Raw genomic sequence first — 14,463 nt, forward strand, 5'->3', positions numbered from 1 at the left:
AGATCATGTCAACACCCGCTGACCGCCTCCGCACCCTGCTCGCCCAGCCCGGCTTGCTGCTGATGCCCGGCTGCCATGATGCGCTATCGGCCAAACTGGTCGAACAAGCCGGTTTTCCCACCGCCTTTATGAGCGGCTTCGCCGTTGCCGCCGTTCGGCTCGGCTTGCCTGATACCGGCTTGATCTCTTATGGCGAGTTGGTCGATCAGGGCCGAAACATTTGCAATGCGGTCAACATCCCGCTATTCGGCGATGGCGATACTGGTTTCGGCAATGCGCTCAATGTCCGGCGCACAGTCGAAGGCTACGCCCGTGCCGGTTTTGGCTGTGTGATGATCGAAGATCAGGTGATGCCGAAACGCTGCGGTCACACGCGCGGTAAAGCGGTAGTCGGCCGTGAGGAAGCGCTGTTGCGGATACAGGCGGCGGTGGATGCGCGCAACGAGGGTACGGATATCCTGATCCTGGCCCGTACCGATGCCCGCGCCACCGACGGCTTAGACGAAGCGATCATCCGCAGTCAGGAATTCGCAAAAATTGGCGCCGACATTACCTTCCTGGAAGCACCGCTGAGTGAAGCGGAAATGCGCCGTTATTGTGCGGAAGTGCCGGGCTACAAAATGGCCAATCTGGTTGAATTTGGCAAAACGCCGTTATTGCCGTCGGCGCAACTGGCCGCCATCGGCTACAAGATCGCCGTCTACCCGCTCACCTTGCTCAACGTCTCCATCAAGGCGATGCGGGCGGCGCTTGAACGCATCCAGCGCAAAGAAGCGGTCGAGGTGCTGGATTTCACGGCATTGCAAGCAGCGGTCGGCTTTCCTGAATACTACGCCGGCGAGGAACGCTACCGCCGCTCCGGCGACCATTGAGTCGAGCGCAAACGCGCTCAAGGACGAGCATCACACCCCGGTCATACCGAACCGGGCCGGAATCAGCGCGTAGACCAGTTGGATATTTTCGGATGCAATTAGCTCGAACAGGCGCTGGGCTTCTGCATCGCTTACGATAAATTCGACCTCGACGGACACCGATCCGGCCAGCTCGAAAAAATGATCTTCGTGCAACTGATGATGGCGGCCGAAACCACCGATAGCGCGAAACGCCGAACCGCCGCGCAAGCCCAGGTGGTTGCCTTGTTCGAGCAACCACTCCCATAACAGTCGGCCATGATGCCGCCTGTTTCCGCGGACGTAAAACCTCAAAAACGAACCTTCCACCGCCGACCCTCCCCGGTCAAGCGCCTGGTGATGACACCGCTTGGCCCACTTGTAGCGCTCAAGACCGAATCAGCAACCCGCGAACTGTCAGAATTCCTAGCGCGGTCAGCGTCAGTGATCCCAGCAAATGGGCGCCCGCTGCGACCAGCGCCCAGCCGATTTGCCCGCGCGTCAACAGCGTGACCACTTCGGCCGAAAACGTGGAAAAAGTCGTCAGGCCACCCATAAAGCCGGTGATGATGAATAAGCGCAGTTCGGGCGGCAGGCTGGTGTTGACGGCAAAAAATGCTACGGCCACCCCAACCAAATAGCCGCCCAATAAATTAGCCGCCAGCGTCCCCAGCGGCACCGTCGGAAAAAGCGGATTGCACAAAATACCCAGCCACCAGCGAAGGCAAGCCCCTAAACCGGCACCGCCGAACACGGCAAAAAAGGAATAGACGCCCATCCTACCTCCACCACCCAGCGACTCGACTGCCACAGAATAGCCGCTAGCGGCGGAAATCACCTCCCGCTTGGCTGGGTCGCCAGGCTCTTAGCCCTGAAATTCCTCGTAGGCGCGTAAGGCTTCAGCGGCATACATCAACGATGGCCCACCACCCATGTAGACCGCAACCGCCAGGGTTTCAGTGAGCTGCTCGTGGGTCACACCCAGGCGCACCAGCGCCTTCACATGAAAGCCGATGCAGCCATCGCAGCGGGCGGCCACCCCGATTGCCAAAGCGATCAATTCCTTTTGCAGCTCTGAAAGAACGCCAGGCGCCATCGCCGCCTTCGCCATCGCCCCGAATCCGGCCATGGTTCCTTCCGCGTCCTTGCGAAACCCGGCCAGCGCCTGATTAATATCCTGGGTGATTTGCCTAAATGATTTGCTGGCCATAGCGTTTATCGGGTTGAGCTACTATCGGTTGAACCCACATTGCAGGTGTTCATGCCGAACAAGGTGTAAGCCGGGCAGAATCGGAATATCCCGGTCGCCAGCGGCACGAGGCCGATCCAGCCCCACACGCCGATAGTTCCCGTCACCGCTAACAGAATCAAGGCCACTCCGACGACGATGCGAACGATCCGATCCGGTGTTCCTACATTGAATTTCATGACGATACCTCTTTGTGATGAATCAAACCAAATAATGACCATCCGTACCAAGGCTCACTCCGGCAGACAAATCTGCCGACGCCAGATCGCGAGCAAGGTTCGAGCCGCCAGGGCTGTGATCAGCAGGCTCAGGAAAACCAATAAACCATATCCTAATGACTTAAACACCGTGCCCGGCAGATACGTGCTCATGATCAGTGTTGCCAGCGTGAACGCGGTCAGGGGAAAGGAGCAGGCCCAGGCTGAAATAAAAAAGGGCAAGCGCAGAAAGCGCAGCGCGTTACTGGCCAGCAGCATGGCCAGGAATAACGCCATGTAATACAGTATCCGGGCGAACGCATCGAGTCCGCCGGTCAGATTGGTATAAGCGATGAAACCAACGGACGGAGGGGCCAACAGAATGAATATAGTCGGGGTCAATCGCGCTGGCAGTGGTTCATGAAAAATCAATCGATACAGAATGATCGTCAGCAACACGATCCAAAACACCATCCCGATACTGAAGAAAAACCAGGACAGTTCCGGCAACGCCAGCCGACCACCGACGACCGATATAATGATATTGCCGACCACCGGGACGAACCATGAGGGATTCGCGTGCTGGATCGTGTAATGGGTGTGGTGGAGCCAACTGCTGAAAATCGCCAGGGTCAAACACAGATGAACCGCCGCACCCACCACCCACAGTCCATAGGCGATACCGGGGGCCGCCTCCAGATAACAGAGCGCCAGCAGCAACAGGGAAATCGAAACCATCGGAAAAAAGCTGAGCCGGATCGGATGGCGCATTTCCTGCGTGACGGCCTGGGGATAGCGCACCATCTTCAGGACGTAAAGCACCAACAGCAATCCAAACAGCGCGCTTGCCAGGCCGCGCAGTCCTTCACCAACGAGGATCGGCATTCCCAAAACGGTGTGAGCTTTGAGCCAGACTAAAGTCAAACCGGCCATACCCATCACTATGGCAAAAATAGAAACCGGCAAGTACTCAAGGCGCTGCTCAGCGAGCTTCTGCGGTGTTATAGCGTCAGGCGTGGCAGGCGCAGGGAGGGCGGGGTCCATGGGCAAAATCTGTCCGATAATGTAGGGTTAGGCAAGTCGGCGCTATTGCACAGCCATGTCTTAAGCTTAAACCGGCCTTGTATTTAATATATTATAATTAACTAATATTCTATTCAATAATAAAATTATATTTTTAAATTTTAAAATAAAATCAATTAATTAGATTTCTTCTGCCGCCTTGCTGGTTGAGATTGACCCGCGCGTGTTCCGCCCGGTTTATAAGGATTATCACCCCCACGGAACTCGACGCGGATCGGCGTACCCCACAGTTGCAGCCGTTTTCGATAGACACCAACCAAATAACGTCGATACGCTTCCGGGACATGATTGATCCGGTTGCCGTGAATAATGATCAGCGGCGGATTTTGGCCGCCCTGATGGGCGTAGCGCAGTTTGATGCTGTGGCCTTGCACCAGCGGTGGTTGATGGGCGGAAACGGCATCCTCCAGGATGCGGGTCAGTTCCGGCGTAGACAGCTTGCGGGTCGCAGCGGAATAGGCTGCCCGCACCGATGCCAACAACTCACCGACCCCGGTGCCGTGCAATGCGGAAATAAAATGGATCTTGGCGAAATCGAGAAACCCCAACCGGCGGTCGAGATCGCTTTTGACCTGCGCACGGGTATCTGCATCCAGGTGATCCCATTTATTAACCCCAATCACCAACGCCCGACCGCTATCCAACACCAAGCCCAATAAGCTGGCATCCTGCTCGCTGATCCCTTGCCGGGCATCCAGCACCAGCACGACCACATGAGCCTGTTCAATAGCTTGTAGTGCTTTAATGACACTAAATTTTTCCACGGTTTCGCTGATGCGCGAACGGCGGCGCACGCCGGCGGTGTCGATCAACACGTACCGTTGGCCGTCGCGCTCGAAGGGTACGGCGACGCTATCACGGGTCGTACCGGGCAGATCGGAAGCCAGCATCCGCTCCTCGCCCAGCAGCCGGTTAACCAGCGTGGATTTGCCGACATTGGGCCGCCCTACCACCGCCAGTTTGATCGCATCCTCCGGCGGCTTCGCATTCTCTGTGCCGCTTGCGTCCTCCACTTCAGCCGTCGTCGGCAGTGCTGCAAAAACCTCCTCCATCAAGGTTTCGATACCCTGGTTATGCTCGGCAGCAATGACATGCAAATGCTCCAAGCCAAGCGCATGAAAATCGGCGCTGATGACATCTGGATCACGATGTTCGGCTTTGTTGATGACCAACTGGACCGACTTACCGGTGCGGCGTAACTGATCGGCAATATCCTGATCAGCGACAGTCAATCCGGCACGGCCATCCACCAGCAACAAAATCAGATCTGCCTCTTCGATGGCACGCCATGCCTGGCGAGCCACCAAGCCACTGATGCCCTCGTTCTCATCGGTTAACCCACCGGTATCAACCACCACATAAGCGCCGGGGCCACGTTGGCCGATCCCGTACTGGCGGTCGCGAGTCAAACCGGGCAAATCAGCCACCAGCGCATCGCGGGTGCGAGTCAACGAATTGAATAAAGTGGATTTACCGACGTTGGGTCGGCCGACCAGAGCGATGACGGGAAGCATGTCGGTATGGTGTAATTACAAGGTAAGGTGGCGAATTATGCCTGAAAGCCTGTCTCGGACAGCAAAAGTTTGAGAATCAATGCTCTGTTTATCGAACATGTTATTCTGGTTGAGTGCCAAATCTATTTTTTCGCAGGCTGAATTCGATGAGCCGCATCGGGAATACGCTTCATGTCCGCTGAACTCTGGTTCGCTTTTGTCGTAACCTCCGCCATTCTTCTGGTTATCCCTGGCCCGACGATTCTGACGGTCATCAGCTATTCAGTCGCCCACGGCCAGCGCGCCAATGTTCCGCTGGTGGCGGGCGTCGCTCTCGGCGATTGCACGGCACTGGTCTTATCCCTGCTGGGTTTGGGCGCCTTATTAGGCACTTCCGCGCTGTGGTTCACTGTCATTAAACTGGCCGGCGGTTTGTATTTGCTCTATCTCGGCATCAAGCTATTGACCGCAAAGGTTTCCGCGCCCGATACCACTCTACCCATCGCTCCGACTTCTCGCTGGCGCTTGTTCCTGAACACGTATCTGGTGACGGCGCTGAACCCAAAGGGAATCGTTTTCTTTGTCGCGTTTCTCCCCCAATTCATTGATCATCGCGCCAACGTCACTCTGCAACTGTGGATTCTGGCGGGGACTTTTGTCTTGATGGCGATTATTAATTCGACCCTTTATGCGATCTTTGCCGCTGCGGCACGGGATGCGCTGGCATCAGCTCGCGCACAGCGCGGCTTTAATGTGGTCGGTGGTTCGCTACTGGGAGCGGCCGGAATCTGGGCCTTATTGGCTCGACGAATGGCGTAACACGGGCAAGCGGTTCCGACAAATTTCTGGTAGTCTTCGCCTTTTCGCCGCCAGCCCTCCTCGCGTACCCCTTCGATGGCCTCACTATCCCGTACTCGCGTTAAAATTTGCGGCATTACTCGCCCCGAAGATGGCGTCATGGCCGCCGATTTGGGTGCAGACGCCATCGGGTTGGTCTTCCATCGGCCCAGTCCCCGGTCCATCGACCCAGATAGGGCGCTACAAATCATTGGTGCGCTACCGCCCTTTGTGACTGCTGTGGGCCTGTTCAGGAATGAAGACCCCGCAGCGGTTCGTGCCATTCTGGCGGCGGTGCCTCTGACGATGGTGCAATTCCACGGTGACGAAGACCCGGCGTATTGCGCTGCGTTTGGGGTGCCTTACCTCAAAGCCGTTCCGATGGGTGCGAATGCCGAGGTAGCGGATTACCAACGACGCTTCGCCACGGCGACCGCCCTCTTGCTCGACAGCCACGGCGGTAACAAAATGGGTGGCACCGGTCAAGGTTTTGACTGGAGAAAAATTCCAGCCGAGCGCCACAAGCCATTGATTTTGGCTGGTGGCCTCCATCCCGGCAATATCACCGCCGCCATCCGTGACGTTCGGCCCTATGCCGTTGATGTCAGCAGCGGGGTCGAAGCCGCTAAAGGCATCAAGGATGCTGAACTCATGCGGGCATTCCTGCGAGGTGTCTACGACTGTGAAAGCCATGACCAATAAAAAAGTGGATTACAGCCAATTCCCCGACGCCACCGGCCATTTCGGCCGTTACGGCGGTCGCTTCGTCGCTGAAACGCTGATGGAAGCGTTGCATGAGTTGAATGAAGCCTGGCAAGGCTATCGCAATGATCCCGAATTTCTGGGGGAGTTGGATAAAGACCTTGCGCGTTACGTCGGCCGGCCTACCCCGATCTACCATGCCGAGCGCTGGAGCCGGCAACTCGGTGGCGCCCAAATCTATCTCAAGCGTGAAGATCTCAACCACACCGGTGCGCACAAGATCAACAACACGGTCGGCCAAGCCTTGCTGGCCGCTCGGATGGGCAAAACTCGGCTGATTGCCGAAACCGGCGCCGGTCAACATGGGGTCGCCTCCGCTACCGTCGCTGCCCGCCTTGGCATGGAATGCGTGGTCTACATGGGTACGGATGACATCAAGCGGCAAGCGTTGAACGTGTATCGAATGCGTCTGCTGGGAGCGACGGTGCAACCGGTCAGCTCCGGCTCACGCACCCTCAAGGACGCGCTGAACGAAGCCTTGCGTGACTGGGTAACCAACGTCGATGACACGTTTTATATGATCGGCACGGTGGCCGGCCCCCACCCTTACCCGCTGATGGTGCGGGAATTTCAGGCAGTGATCGGTCGTGAGACGCGCGAACAGATGCTGGCGGATCACGGCTGTCTGCCGGATGCGCTGGTCGCTTGCGTCGGCGGCGGCTCCAACGCCATCGGCCTGTTCCATCCGTTCCTGAACGACAGCGAGGTCGCTATTTACGGAGTCGAAGCCGCCGGCTCCGGTATCGACACCGGTCGGCACGCCGCCACGCTGTGCGCCGGTCAACCGGGCGTTCTGCACGGTAATCGTACCTATCTGCTCAATGATCCCAACGGCCAGATTGTGGAAACCCATTCGGTATCCGCCGGCCTGGATTATCCCGGCGTTGGGCCGGAACACGCCTGGCTCAAGGATCTCGGCCGCGCCCAGTACGTCGCCGTCACCGATGACGAAGCCCTTCAGGGCTTCCACGCGCTGACCCGCAGCGAAGGCATTATTCCCGCTCTGGAAAGCAGCCACGCCTTGGCCTACGTGGCCAAGCTGGCCCCAACGCTGCGGCCCGATCAGCGCATCGTCGTCAATCTATCGGGACGTGGCGACAAGGATATTTACACCGTCGCCACGCTGGAAGGCATCCAACTTTAAGGCATCTGACCCCATGAATCGCATCACCCGCCGTTTCGAAGCCTTGCAGCGTAACGGTCGCAAGGCCCTGATTCCCTATATCACCGCCGGTGATCCGCGCCCGGAACTAACCGTTCCGATCATGCACGCCCTGGTTGAAGCTGGAGCGGATATCATCGAGCTGGGTGTACCGTTCTCCGATCCGATGGCCGACGGGCCGGTGATTCAAAAAGCTTGCGAGCGGGCGTTGGCGCACGGTATGTCGTTGCGCGGCGTGCTCGATCTGGCGCGGGAATTTCGCCGCACCGATGCAGACACCCCGCTCGTGTTGATGGGCTATCTCAATCCTATCGAATGCATGGGCCATGATTCCTTCGTCACCAGTGCCCGCGATGCCGGTGTCGATGGGGTACTGACGGTCGATTTGCCGCCGGAAGAGGCCGCAGAATTTGCCCAGGCGCTTGAGGCCAATGGCATCGCCCCAATCTTCTTGCTGGCACCGACCACCTCCGACCAGCGCATCCAGCAGATTGCCAAGATGGCGCGTGGTTACCTCTACTATGTGTCTCTCAAGGGCGTAACCGGCTCGGCGACGCTCAATACCGGTGAAGTCGCTGCCAAACTGGCCGCTATCCGAACTCATACCCAGCTACCGCTGGGGGTCGGTTTCGGGATCAAAGACCCACCGACAGCGGCGGCCATCGCGGCGGTGGCCGATGCCGTCGTGGTTGGCAGCGCGCTGGTCACGAAAATGGGCGAGCTGGCCGATGATCCCGAACGGATGCGCCGGGAAGTCGTCGAATTGGCCACCGCCATGCGCCAAGCGATGGATCGACATCAAGCGTCTGCTGCGGTTGTTACCGCTTGAACGCCAATCTCCACGGTGTCCACTCACCCATACACCCATTGGACTGGTATCAAACGCGCTCGCAGCGCTGGACATCATCATGAGCTGGTACGAAAAGCTGGTTCCCTCGCGGATTCGCACTGACGGCCGCAACAAACACCAGGTTCCCGAAGGTCTGTGGAACAAGTGTGCGGAATGCGGGGCGGTGCTCTACGGCGCCGAGCTTGAGCGCAATCTCCAGGTATGTCCCAAATGTGGCCATCATATGTATCTGGCAGCGCGCAAGCGCCTGCTGAGCTTTCTTGACGAAGACAGCCCCACTGAAATCGGCGATGACATTGAGCCTATTGATTTCCTGAAATTCAAAGACGGCAAAAAATATAAAGATCGGCTGATCCAAGGGCAAAAGACCAGCAATGAGAAGGACGCACTGGTCGCGATGCGCGGCCGGCTCAAAGGAATTCCGGTCGTCGCGGCTGCGTTCGAGTTCGAATTCATGGCCGGTTCGATGGGTTCAGTCGTCGGAGAGCGTTTCGTCCGGGCCGCTCAAACCGCCCTCAACAGTCACATCCCCTTCATTTGTTTTACCGCCAGCGGTGGGGCGCGGATGCAAGAAGCGTTGGTCTCGCTGATGCAAATGGCCAAGACCAGTGCGGTGCTGACCCGCTTGGCCGAACGCGGCGTCCCGTATTTGGCGGTCCTGACCAATCCCACCACGGGCGGGGTCTCCGCCAGCCTAGCGATGCTGGGTGACATCAACATTGCCGAACCCAAAGCACTGATCGGCTTCGCCGGCCCGCGAGTGATCGAGCAGACCGTGCGGGAAAAACTGCCGGAAGGCTTCCAACGCAGCGAGTTTCTGCTCGAACATGGCGCTATCGACATGATCGTGGACCGACGGGAACTGCGCGACCGCATCGCTGCTCTGCTGGCTATGTTGACCGGCCGCGACGCACTGACGGTGGCTTGACGGCAAGCGACTTCGCATGGACACGATCTCTCATCCTCGTTTCGCTACCCTCAACGACTGGCTGTCCTGGCAGGAAACCCTGCACCCTCGCGCCATCGAATTAGGGTTGGAGCGCGTGCGGGAGGTGTTGCAGCGATTGCATCCAGAACCAGCGCTGCAGGTATTCATCACCGTCGGAGGCACGAACGGCAAAGGCTCCTGTGTCGCCTTTCTGGACGCGATACTGCGCGCCGCCGACTATACGGTCGGTGCTTACACTTCCCCTCACCTGTTGCGTTATAACGAACGCATCCGAATCAACGGCGCGGCCGTTGATGATGCAACCCTTTGCCAGACCTTCGCCCGCATAGATGCAGCCCGCGCCGACATCTCCCTGACCTATTTCGAGTTTGGCACTCTGGCCGCACTGGAACTATTCCGGCAGGCTAATGTGGCCGTCGCTCTGTTGGAAGTTGGACTCGGTGGCCGGTTGGATGCCGTCAACTGCGTGGATGCGGATGCAGCCCTGGTAACCAGCATTGATCTTGATCATACCGAATGGCTGGGACCAGATCGTGACCCTATCGGCTACGAAAAAGCAGGTATCTACCGCCCCGGCCGACCGGCCATCTGCGCCGATCCGCAGCCACCGGCGGGATTACTCGATCAGGCTCGTAAGATGGGCACGCACCTTCAACTCGTTGGGCGAGATTACGCTTTTGCCCGAACCGGCCAGGGTTGGCGCTGGTGGAACAGCACCCTACAGTTCGACGATCTGCCATTGCCCACACTGGTGGGCGATCATCAGCTCGGCAACGCCGCTGCCGCTCTTGCAACCCTTATCAGCCTAGCCGACCGTTTGCCGGTCAACGCCGCCGCTATCCGAACCGGTCTGGCGATGGCGCGGATACCGGGACGGTTCGAGATCTTCCCCGGAACGGTTGAGTGGATTCTGGATGTTGCGCATAATCCTCACGCAGCCAGAGCACTCGCCGCCAACCTGCGGGAGCGGCCCTGTACCGGACAAACCCTCGCTATCGTCGGCTTACTGGCCGATAAAGATGCCGAAGGCGTTATCGCGGCGTTGACCGAGGTGGTGGACGGCTGGTATACGGTCACGCTGGACGGGCCACGCGGTCGCACAGCGACGGAATTGGCTATCGTGTTGCAAGCAGTGGGCATCCAAGCTGCCACCTGCCCTGACGCGCTTGCCGCCTGTCGATCTGCCAAGAGGGCTGCTAAGCCTGGTGATCGAATCGTGGTATTCGGTTCCTTCCACACGGTTGCTCCCGTCTTGGCCGCGCAACCCTGGTATTCCGATGACTCCCTCTCGCCTCCAAGGGAGGTTTAACCGATGGACAACCGATTGACCCAACGTTTGGTCGGCGCCGGCGTCATCGCCGCGCTGGCGGTTATTTTCGTGCCGGAAATTCTAAATAAGCGGGACAAATCGTCCATTGAAAAAGCGACCGTCATCCGGCCACCCTCGCTCCAGGCGCCGCCCAAATCTGAGCAACCGGCGCTGACGTTTTCACAAACACCGGCGCCGGCGCCCGTAGCGGCTAGCCCATCGCCGCCCGTGTCGGCTAATCCGCCCATGCCGGTTACCGACCACCCGAAGCCGGTGTCAGTGACTGCGGGCCAACCCGGCCCCACCCCAGCGTCGGAGATCCCGACCGAATCACCGCCTGTGGCTGCTCCGGTCAAACCGCGTGCGCCGATCCAAAGTCCATCGGAGACCCCAACGGAATCACCGCCTGTGGCTGCTCCGGCCAAACCGCGACCGCCGACCCAGATTCCGCCGGCTGCGGCGCCTGCTTCATCGCCGATCAGTCGTCCCTCCACCCCGGCGGTGGCCGATAACCCTGCCGCACCCCAATCGCGACAGCTACCGCCTCGGTCGGCGCGTATCGCCCCACCAACACCGCTCGCTGCCCCGGTAAAAACTGATGCCGACCAAATCGCGCGCGAAGAGGGGGCACGGCGTAAAGCGGCCCAAGAAGCCGCCGCCAAAGCGCGGGCGAAAGCCGAAGCCGACCGAAACGCCGCCGTCAAAGCACGGGCGGAAGCCGCGCGACAAACTGCCCAGGCCGAAATGGCTCGGCGCAAAGCCCAAGTAGAAGCGGAACGCAGCAACGCCGCCAAGGCGGAAGCCATGCGCATTGAAGAAACTCAACGTGCGATGGTGAACCCCTCCAACTCCTCGCCCGCCGAAGCGTTGGCCGCGCAAGCGGAAGCAGCCCGCGCGGCGGAGGCGGCGCGGCGTGCAGCGGCGCGCGTGGAAGCGGCGAAAAAAGCCCAGGCGGAAGCAGCCCAGAAGGCGGTACAAGCTGAGAATGCGCGGGCCGAGGCCGCTCGCCGTAAAGCGCAAGCAGAGGCCGCAACCCGCGACCTGGGCAAGAAGCAGCGCGCTGAGACCCTAGCGAATCCTGCCAGCAGGCAAAATACTACTGAAGATTCCATGCCACCCTCTGCGCAAAGTCCCAAAGCTACCCCACCCAAAGCAACGCCGCCTCCTGAGAGCACCCTGCCAAAGATCCACCTATTGGCGAAATCGGAAATTCCAACGACGACACCGCGCCCACCCGCACCGCAATCGAGCCAATCCTTGCCATCAACCGCCAAGCCTCAGACAGCACCACCTATCGGGGGGGGGACCGTAGCTGGTAGTTACGTTCTCCCAGAAAACGCTAACGCCTTGCGTGACCACTTTCGCAACCAAAACGTTCGCGTCGCAGTCGAGCGCGTCACGGTCAACGGGCGGCTGATGTATCAAGTCCGTATTTGGCGCTGAGGAGTACGGCACCCCATGAATTGGGTGGATTACTTGATCATCATCATTATTGGCCTATCAGTACTGGTCGGCCTATGGCGCGGGCTATTGCGGGAAGTCGTCTCGGTGGCCACCTGGATTGCAGCCTTTGCCATCGCTTTCCTGTTTGCACAGGATGTCGCCACCTATCTGCCTCCTGAGCTTGATATCCCTGCCTTACGGGTTGGGGTAGCTTTTGGCGGTCTTTTTCTGACCACCTTGATCCTCGGCTGGTTGGTCGGCATCCTGGCCTCTCGTCTGGTTGACTATACAAATCTTCACGGTATCGACCGCGTGCTGGGAATGGCTTTCGGCATGGTGCGGGGCGCGGCAGTCATCACCCTCCTGGTCATGATGGCCGGTGTGACGCCTCTCCCCAAAGACCCCTGGTGGCAGCAAGCACAATTGCTCGGCCATTTTCAGAGCAGTGCGCTTTGGCTACGTGGCTTCTTGCCACCGGAGTTGGCGCAGTACATTCGCTTCAATTAAATCTTAGTGACCCCGACGGCGACCTACCGTCCTGGCAGAGGGCAAGCACATGTGCGGAATCATCGGCATCGCCGGACGGTCTCCGGTCAACCAAAGCTTGTTCGATGGACTCACGGTGCTCCAGCACCGCGGCCAGGATGCCGCCGGCATTGTCACCTGCGAGGATGGGCGCTTGTTTCTGCGCAAGGATAACGGTCTGGTCCGCGATGTTATCCGTACCCGCCACATGCTCAATCTACACGGTAACATCGGTATCGCCCATGTCCGCTACCCGACCGCCGGCAGTGCCGCGTCGGCGGAGGCACAGCCGTTTTACGTCAATTCTCCATTCGGCATCACCCTGGCCCACAACGGTAATTTGACGAATTCGGCGCAATTGAAAGACGAGTTGTTCCGCTCCGATCTGCGCCACATCAACACCACCTCCGATTCCGAAATCCTGCTGAACGTCTTCGCTCACGAGTTGCAACAACGCAGCAAATTATCGGTGGACCCGGACGATATCTTTGCTGCCGTGGCGGCGGTACACCGCCGGGTGCGTGGGGCTTATGCCGCCGTGCTGCTGATCGTCGGCTTTGGACTCGTGGCCTTTCGTGACCCGAACGGTATTCGGCCACTGGTGTTCGGACGTCGCGAAACCGAAAAAGGCACCGAGTATATGGTCGCCTCCGAAAGCGTCGCCTTGGATGTACTGGATTTCCGGCGGGTACGCGATGTAGCCCCAGGCGAAGTGGTGCTGTTCGATCTGGAGGGCCGGATTCATGCCCGTCAATGCGCCGAGCACCCGACCTACTCGCCCTGTATTTTCGAATTTGTCTATCTGGCACGGCCGGATTCGATCATCGATCAGGTGTCGGTGCATAAGGCCCGGCTGCGAATGGGCGAATATCTAGCCGAGAAAATCCTTCGGGTCTGGCCGGAACACGATATCGACGTGGTGATTCCGATTCCCGACACCAGCCGAACAGCGGCCTTGCAAATGGCCTCTATCCTGGGCATCAAGTATCGGGAAGGCTTCATCAAGAATCGCTACATTGCCCGCACCTTCATCATGCCGGGGCAAAAGACCCGCAAGAAATCGGTACGTCAGAAACTCAATCCCATCGACTTGGAATTTCGCGGCAAAAACGTGCTGTTGGTCGATGATTCCATTGTTCGCGGAACAACGTCTGAGCAGATTATTCAAATGGCCCGTGAAGCCGGCGCCCGCCGAGTTTATTTCGCTTCGGCCGCACCGCCGGTTCGCTATCCCAACGTCTATGGGATCGACATGCCAGCCGCGCGTGAGTTGATCGCCCACGGCCGCACCGAGGAAGAAGTGGCGCACGCCATCGGCGCCGATTATCTGATCTTTCAGGATCTGGCCGATTTGGAAGAGGCCGTCCGACGCGGCAATCCCCGCTTGCAACGGTTCGACTCATCTTGCTTTACCGGCGAATATGTGACGGGCGATATTGACCGCGATTATCTGGAATGCCTGGCCCGTGACCGCGCCGACGCTGCCAAAACCCCAAAAGCTCCCCACGCCGAAAGTGCGATCATTGATTTACACAATAATGCCTAAACCGCAGGTTTTGACAGCGGCCTAATAACCTTTTAGTCTACCGCCAGCGCCGATTTGAGTTCTCAGCTTGCAGGCGCTTAACAAATATTGCTAAAGCGGGTCGAGCCTGCCCTGGATGATCCGCGAGCGGGTTTTTTCATGCCCGCGTTCTGGCAGTGCCTTAAAGCT

16 protein-coding genes are annotated in these 14,463 nt (G+C 58.7%); 10 read left to right on the top strand and 6 right to left on the bottom strand.

What is annotated here, in order from left to right; all coding sequences use genetic code 11:
- Window positions 1-5 precede the first annotated feature (5 nt).
- On the top strand, window positions 6-872 hold the full coding sequence (locus BN873_RS05355) for an isocitrate lyase/PEP mutase family protein (protein ID WP_048671399.1): 867 nt from the start codon (window positions 6-8) through the stop codon (window positions 870-872).
- Between the two features lie 30 nt (window positions 873-902).
- Here BN873_RS05355 and BN873_RS05360 read toward each other — a convergent pair whose 3' ends face one another.
- The 6 genes from BN873_RS05360 to der form a co-directional block, all read right to left on the bottom strand.
- Window positions 903-1,220: a DUF190 domain-containing protein gene (locus BN873_RS05360; RefSeq protein WP_048671401.1), complete on the bottom strand. Its 318-nt coding sequence runs from the start codon at window positions 1,218-1,220 to the stop codon at window positions 903-905.
- Window positions 1,221-1,278: 58 nt separating this feature from the next.
- The gene (crcB, locus tag BN873_RS05365) at window positions 1,279-1,668 is read right to left on the bottom strand and encodes a fluoride efflux transporter CrcB (RefSeq protein WP_048671403.1); all 390 of its coding nucleotides are present in this window, start codon (window positions 1,666-1,668) and stop codon (window positions 1,279-1,281) included.
- A gap of 87 nt (window positions 1,669-1,755) precedes the next feature.
- The gene (locus BN873_RS05370; protein ID WP_048671405.1) at window positions 1,756-2,100 is read right to left on the bottom strand and encodes a carboxymuconolactone decarboxylase family protein; all 345 of its coding nucleotides are present in this window, start codon (window positions 2,098-2,100) and stop codon (window positions 1,756-1,758) included.
- A 5-nt stretch (window positions 2,101-2,105) separates the two neighbouring features.
- Window positions 2,106-2,318, bottom strand: coding sequence for a YgaP family membrane protein (locus BN873_RS05375; protein WP_048671407.1), 213 nt, complete (start codon window positions 2,316-2,318; stop codon window positions 2,106-2,108).
- A 54-nt stretch (window positions 2,319-2,372) separates the two neighbouring features.
- Complete coding sequence (locus tag BN873_RS05380) at window positions 2,373-3,380, bottom strand: SLAC1 anion channel family protein (RefSeq protein WP_048671408.1); 1,008 nt, start codon at window positions 3,378-3,380, stop codon at window positions 2,373-2,375.
- Between the two features lie 155 nt (window positions 3,381-3,535).
- Window positions 3,536-4,933, bottom strand: a complete 1,398-nt coding sequence (gene der / locus BN873_RS05385) for a ribosome biogenesis GTPase Der (RefSeq protein ID WP_048671410.1) — start codon at window positions 4,931-4,933, stop codon at window positions 3,536-3,538.
- Between the two features lie 171 nt (window positions 4,934-5,104).
- Between der and BN873_RS05390 the strand changes: the two genes are divergently transcribed.
- The 9 genes from BN873_RS05390 (at window position 5,105) to purF (ending at window position 14,295) form a co-directional block, all read left to right on the top strand.
- A complete protein-coding gene (locus tag BN873_RS05390; RefSeq protein ID WP_048671412.1) occupies window positions 5,105-5,731 on the top strand; it encodes a LysE family translocator in 627 nt (208 codons plus the stop codon).
- Between the two features lie 75 nt (window positions 5,732-5,806).
- Window positions 5,807-6,451 (top strand): phosphoribosylanthranilate isomerase, encoded by a 645-nt coding sequence (locus tag BN873_RS05395; protein ID WP_048671415.1) that lies wholly within the window; start codon window positions 5,807-5,809, stop codon window positions 6,449-6,451.
- Window positions 6,441-7,655, top strand: a complete 1,215-nt coding sequence (gene trpB, locus BN873_RS05400; RefSeq protein WP_048671416.1) for a tryptophan synthase subunit beta — start codon at window positions 6,441-6,443, stop codon at window positions 7,653-7,655. The genes BN873_RS05395 and trpB overlap by 11 nt, the downstream gene beginning before the upstream one ends.
- A gap of 13 nt (window positions 7,656-7,668) precedes the next feature.
- Complete coding sequence (trpA, locus tag BN873_RS05405) at window positions 7,669-8,502, top strand: tryptophan synthase subunit alpha (RefSeq protein ID WP_048671421.1); 834 nt, start codon at window positions 7,669-7,671, stop codon at window positions 8,500-8,502.
- Window positions 8,503-8,581: 79 nt separating this feature from the next.
- Window positions 8,582-9,451: an acetyl-CoA carboxylase, carboxyltransferase subunit beta gene (gene accD, locus BN873_RS05410; protein WP_048671424.1), complete on the top strand. Its 870-nt coding sequence runs from the start codon at window positions 8,582-8,584 to the stop codon at window positions 9,449-9,451.
- A gap of 16 nt (window positions 9,452-9,467) precedes the next feature.
- A complete protein-coding gene (gene folC / locus BN873_RS05415) occupies window positions 9,468-10,781 on the top strand; it encodes a bifunctional tetrahydrofolate synthase/dihydrofolate synthase (protein WP_048671427.1) in 1,314 nt (437 codons plus the stop codon).
- 3 nt (window positions 10,782-10,784) lie between these two features.
- Window positions 10,785-12,224: a hypothetical protein gene (locus tag BN873_RS05420; protein ID WP_048671433.1), complete on the top strand. Its 1,440-nt coding sequence runs from the start codon at window positions 10,785-10,787 to the stop codon at window positions 12,222-12,224.
- Between the two features lie 15 nt (window positions 12,225-12,239).
- Window positions 12,240-12,731, top strand: a complete 492-nt coding sequence (locus tag BN873_RS05425) for a CvpA family protein (RefSeq protein WP_048671437.1) — start codon at window positions 12,240-12,242, stop codon at window positions 12,729-12,731.
- Between the two features lie 49 nt (window positions 12,732-12,780).
- Window positions 12,781-14,295, top strand: a complete 1,515-nt coding sequence (gene purF, locus BN873_RS05430; RefSeq protein ID WP_048671439.1) for an amidophosphoribosyltransferase — start codon at window positions 12,781-12,783, stop codon at window positions 14,293-14,295.
- Window positions 14,296-14,463: the final 168 nt, after the last annotated feature.

The organism is Candidatus Competibacter denitrificans Run_A_D11 (assembly GCF_001051235.1).
In the GTDB taxonomy this organism is placed as follows: domain Bacteria; phylum Pseudomonadota; class Gammaproteobacteria; order Competibacterales; family Competibacteraceae; genus Competibacter_A; species Competibacter_A denitrificans.

Coding starts and splice junctions, on each gene's coding strand:
- BN873_RS05355 (WP_048671399.1), top strand. CDS start 6: ATGTCAACACCCGCTGACCGCCTCCGCACCCTGCTCGCCCAGCCCGGC.
- crcB (WP_048671403.1), bottom strand. CDS start 1,668: ATGGGCGTCTATTCCTTTTTTGCCGTGTTCGGCGGTGCCGGTTTAGGG.
- BN873_RS05370 (WP_048671405.1), bottom strand. CDS start 2,100: ATGGCCAGCAAATCATTTAGGCAAATCACCCAGGATATTAATCAGGCG.
- BN873_RS05375 (WP_048671407.1), bottom strand. CDS start 2,318: ATGAAATTCAATGTAGGAACACCGGATCGGATCGTTCGCATCGTCGTC.
- BN873_RS05380 (WP_048671408.1), bottom strand. CDS start 3,380: ATGGACCCCGCCCTCCCTGCGCCTGCCACGCCTGACGCTATAACACCG.
- der (WP_048671410.1), bottom strand. CDS start 4,933: ATGCTTCCCGTCATCGCTCTGGTCGGCCGACCCAACGTCGGTAAATCC.
- BN873_RS05390 (WP_048671412.1), top strand. CDS start 5,105: ATGTCCGCTGAACTCTGGTTCGCTTTTGTCGTAACCTCCGCCATTCTT.
- BN873_RS05395 (WP_048671415.1), top strand. CDS start 5,807: ATGGCCTCACTATCCCGTACTCGCGTTAAAATTTGCGGCATTACTCGC.
- trpB (WP_048671416.1), top strand. CDS start 6,441: ATGACCAATAAAAAAGTGGATTACAGCCAATTCCCCGACGCCACCGGC.
- trpA (WP_048671421.1), top strand. CDS start 7,669: ATGAATCGCATCACCCGCCGTTTCGAAGCCTTGCAGCGTAACGGTCGC.
- accD (WP_048671424.1), top strand. CDS start 8,582: ATGAGCTGGTACGAAAAGCTGGTTCCCTCGCGGATTCGCACTGACGGC.
- folC (WP_048671427.1), top strand. CDS start 9,468: ATGGACACGATCTCTCATCCTCGTTTCGCTACCCTCAACGACTGGCTG.
- BN873_RS05420 (WP_048671433.1), top strand. CDS start 10,785: ATGGACAACCGATTGACCCAACGTTTGGTCGGCGCCGGCGTCATCGCC.
- BN873_RS05425 (WP_048671437.1), top strand. CDS start 12,240: ATGAATTGGGTGGATTACTTGATCATCATCATTATTGGCCTATCAGTA.
- purF (WP_048671439.1), top strand. CDS start 12,781: ATGTGCGGAATCATCGGCATCGCCGGACGGTCTCCGGTCAACCAAAGC.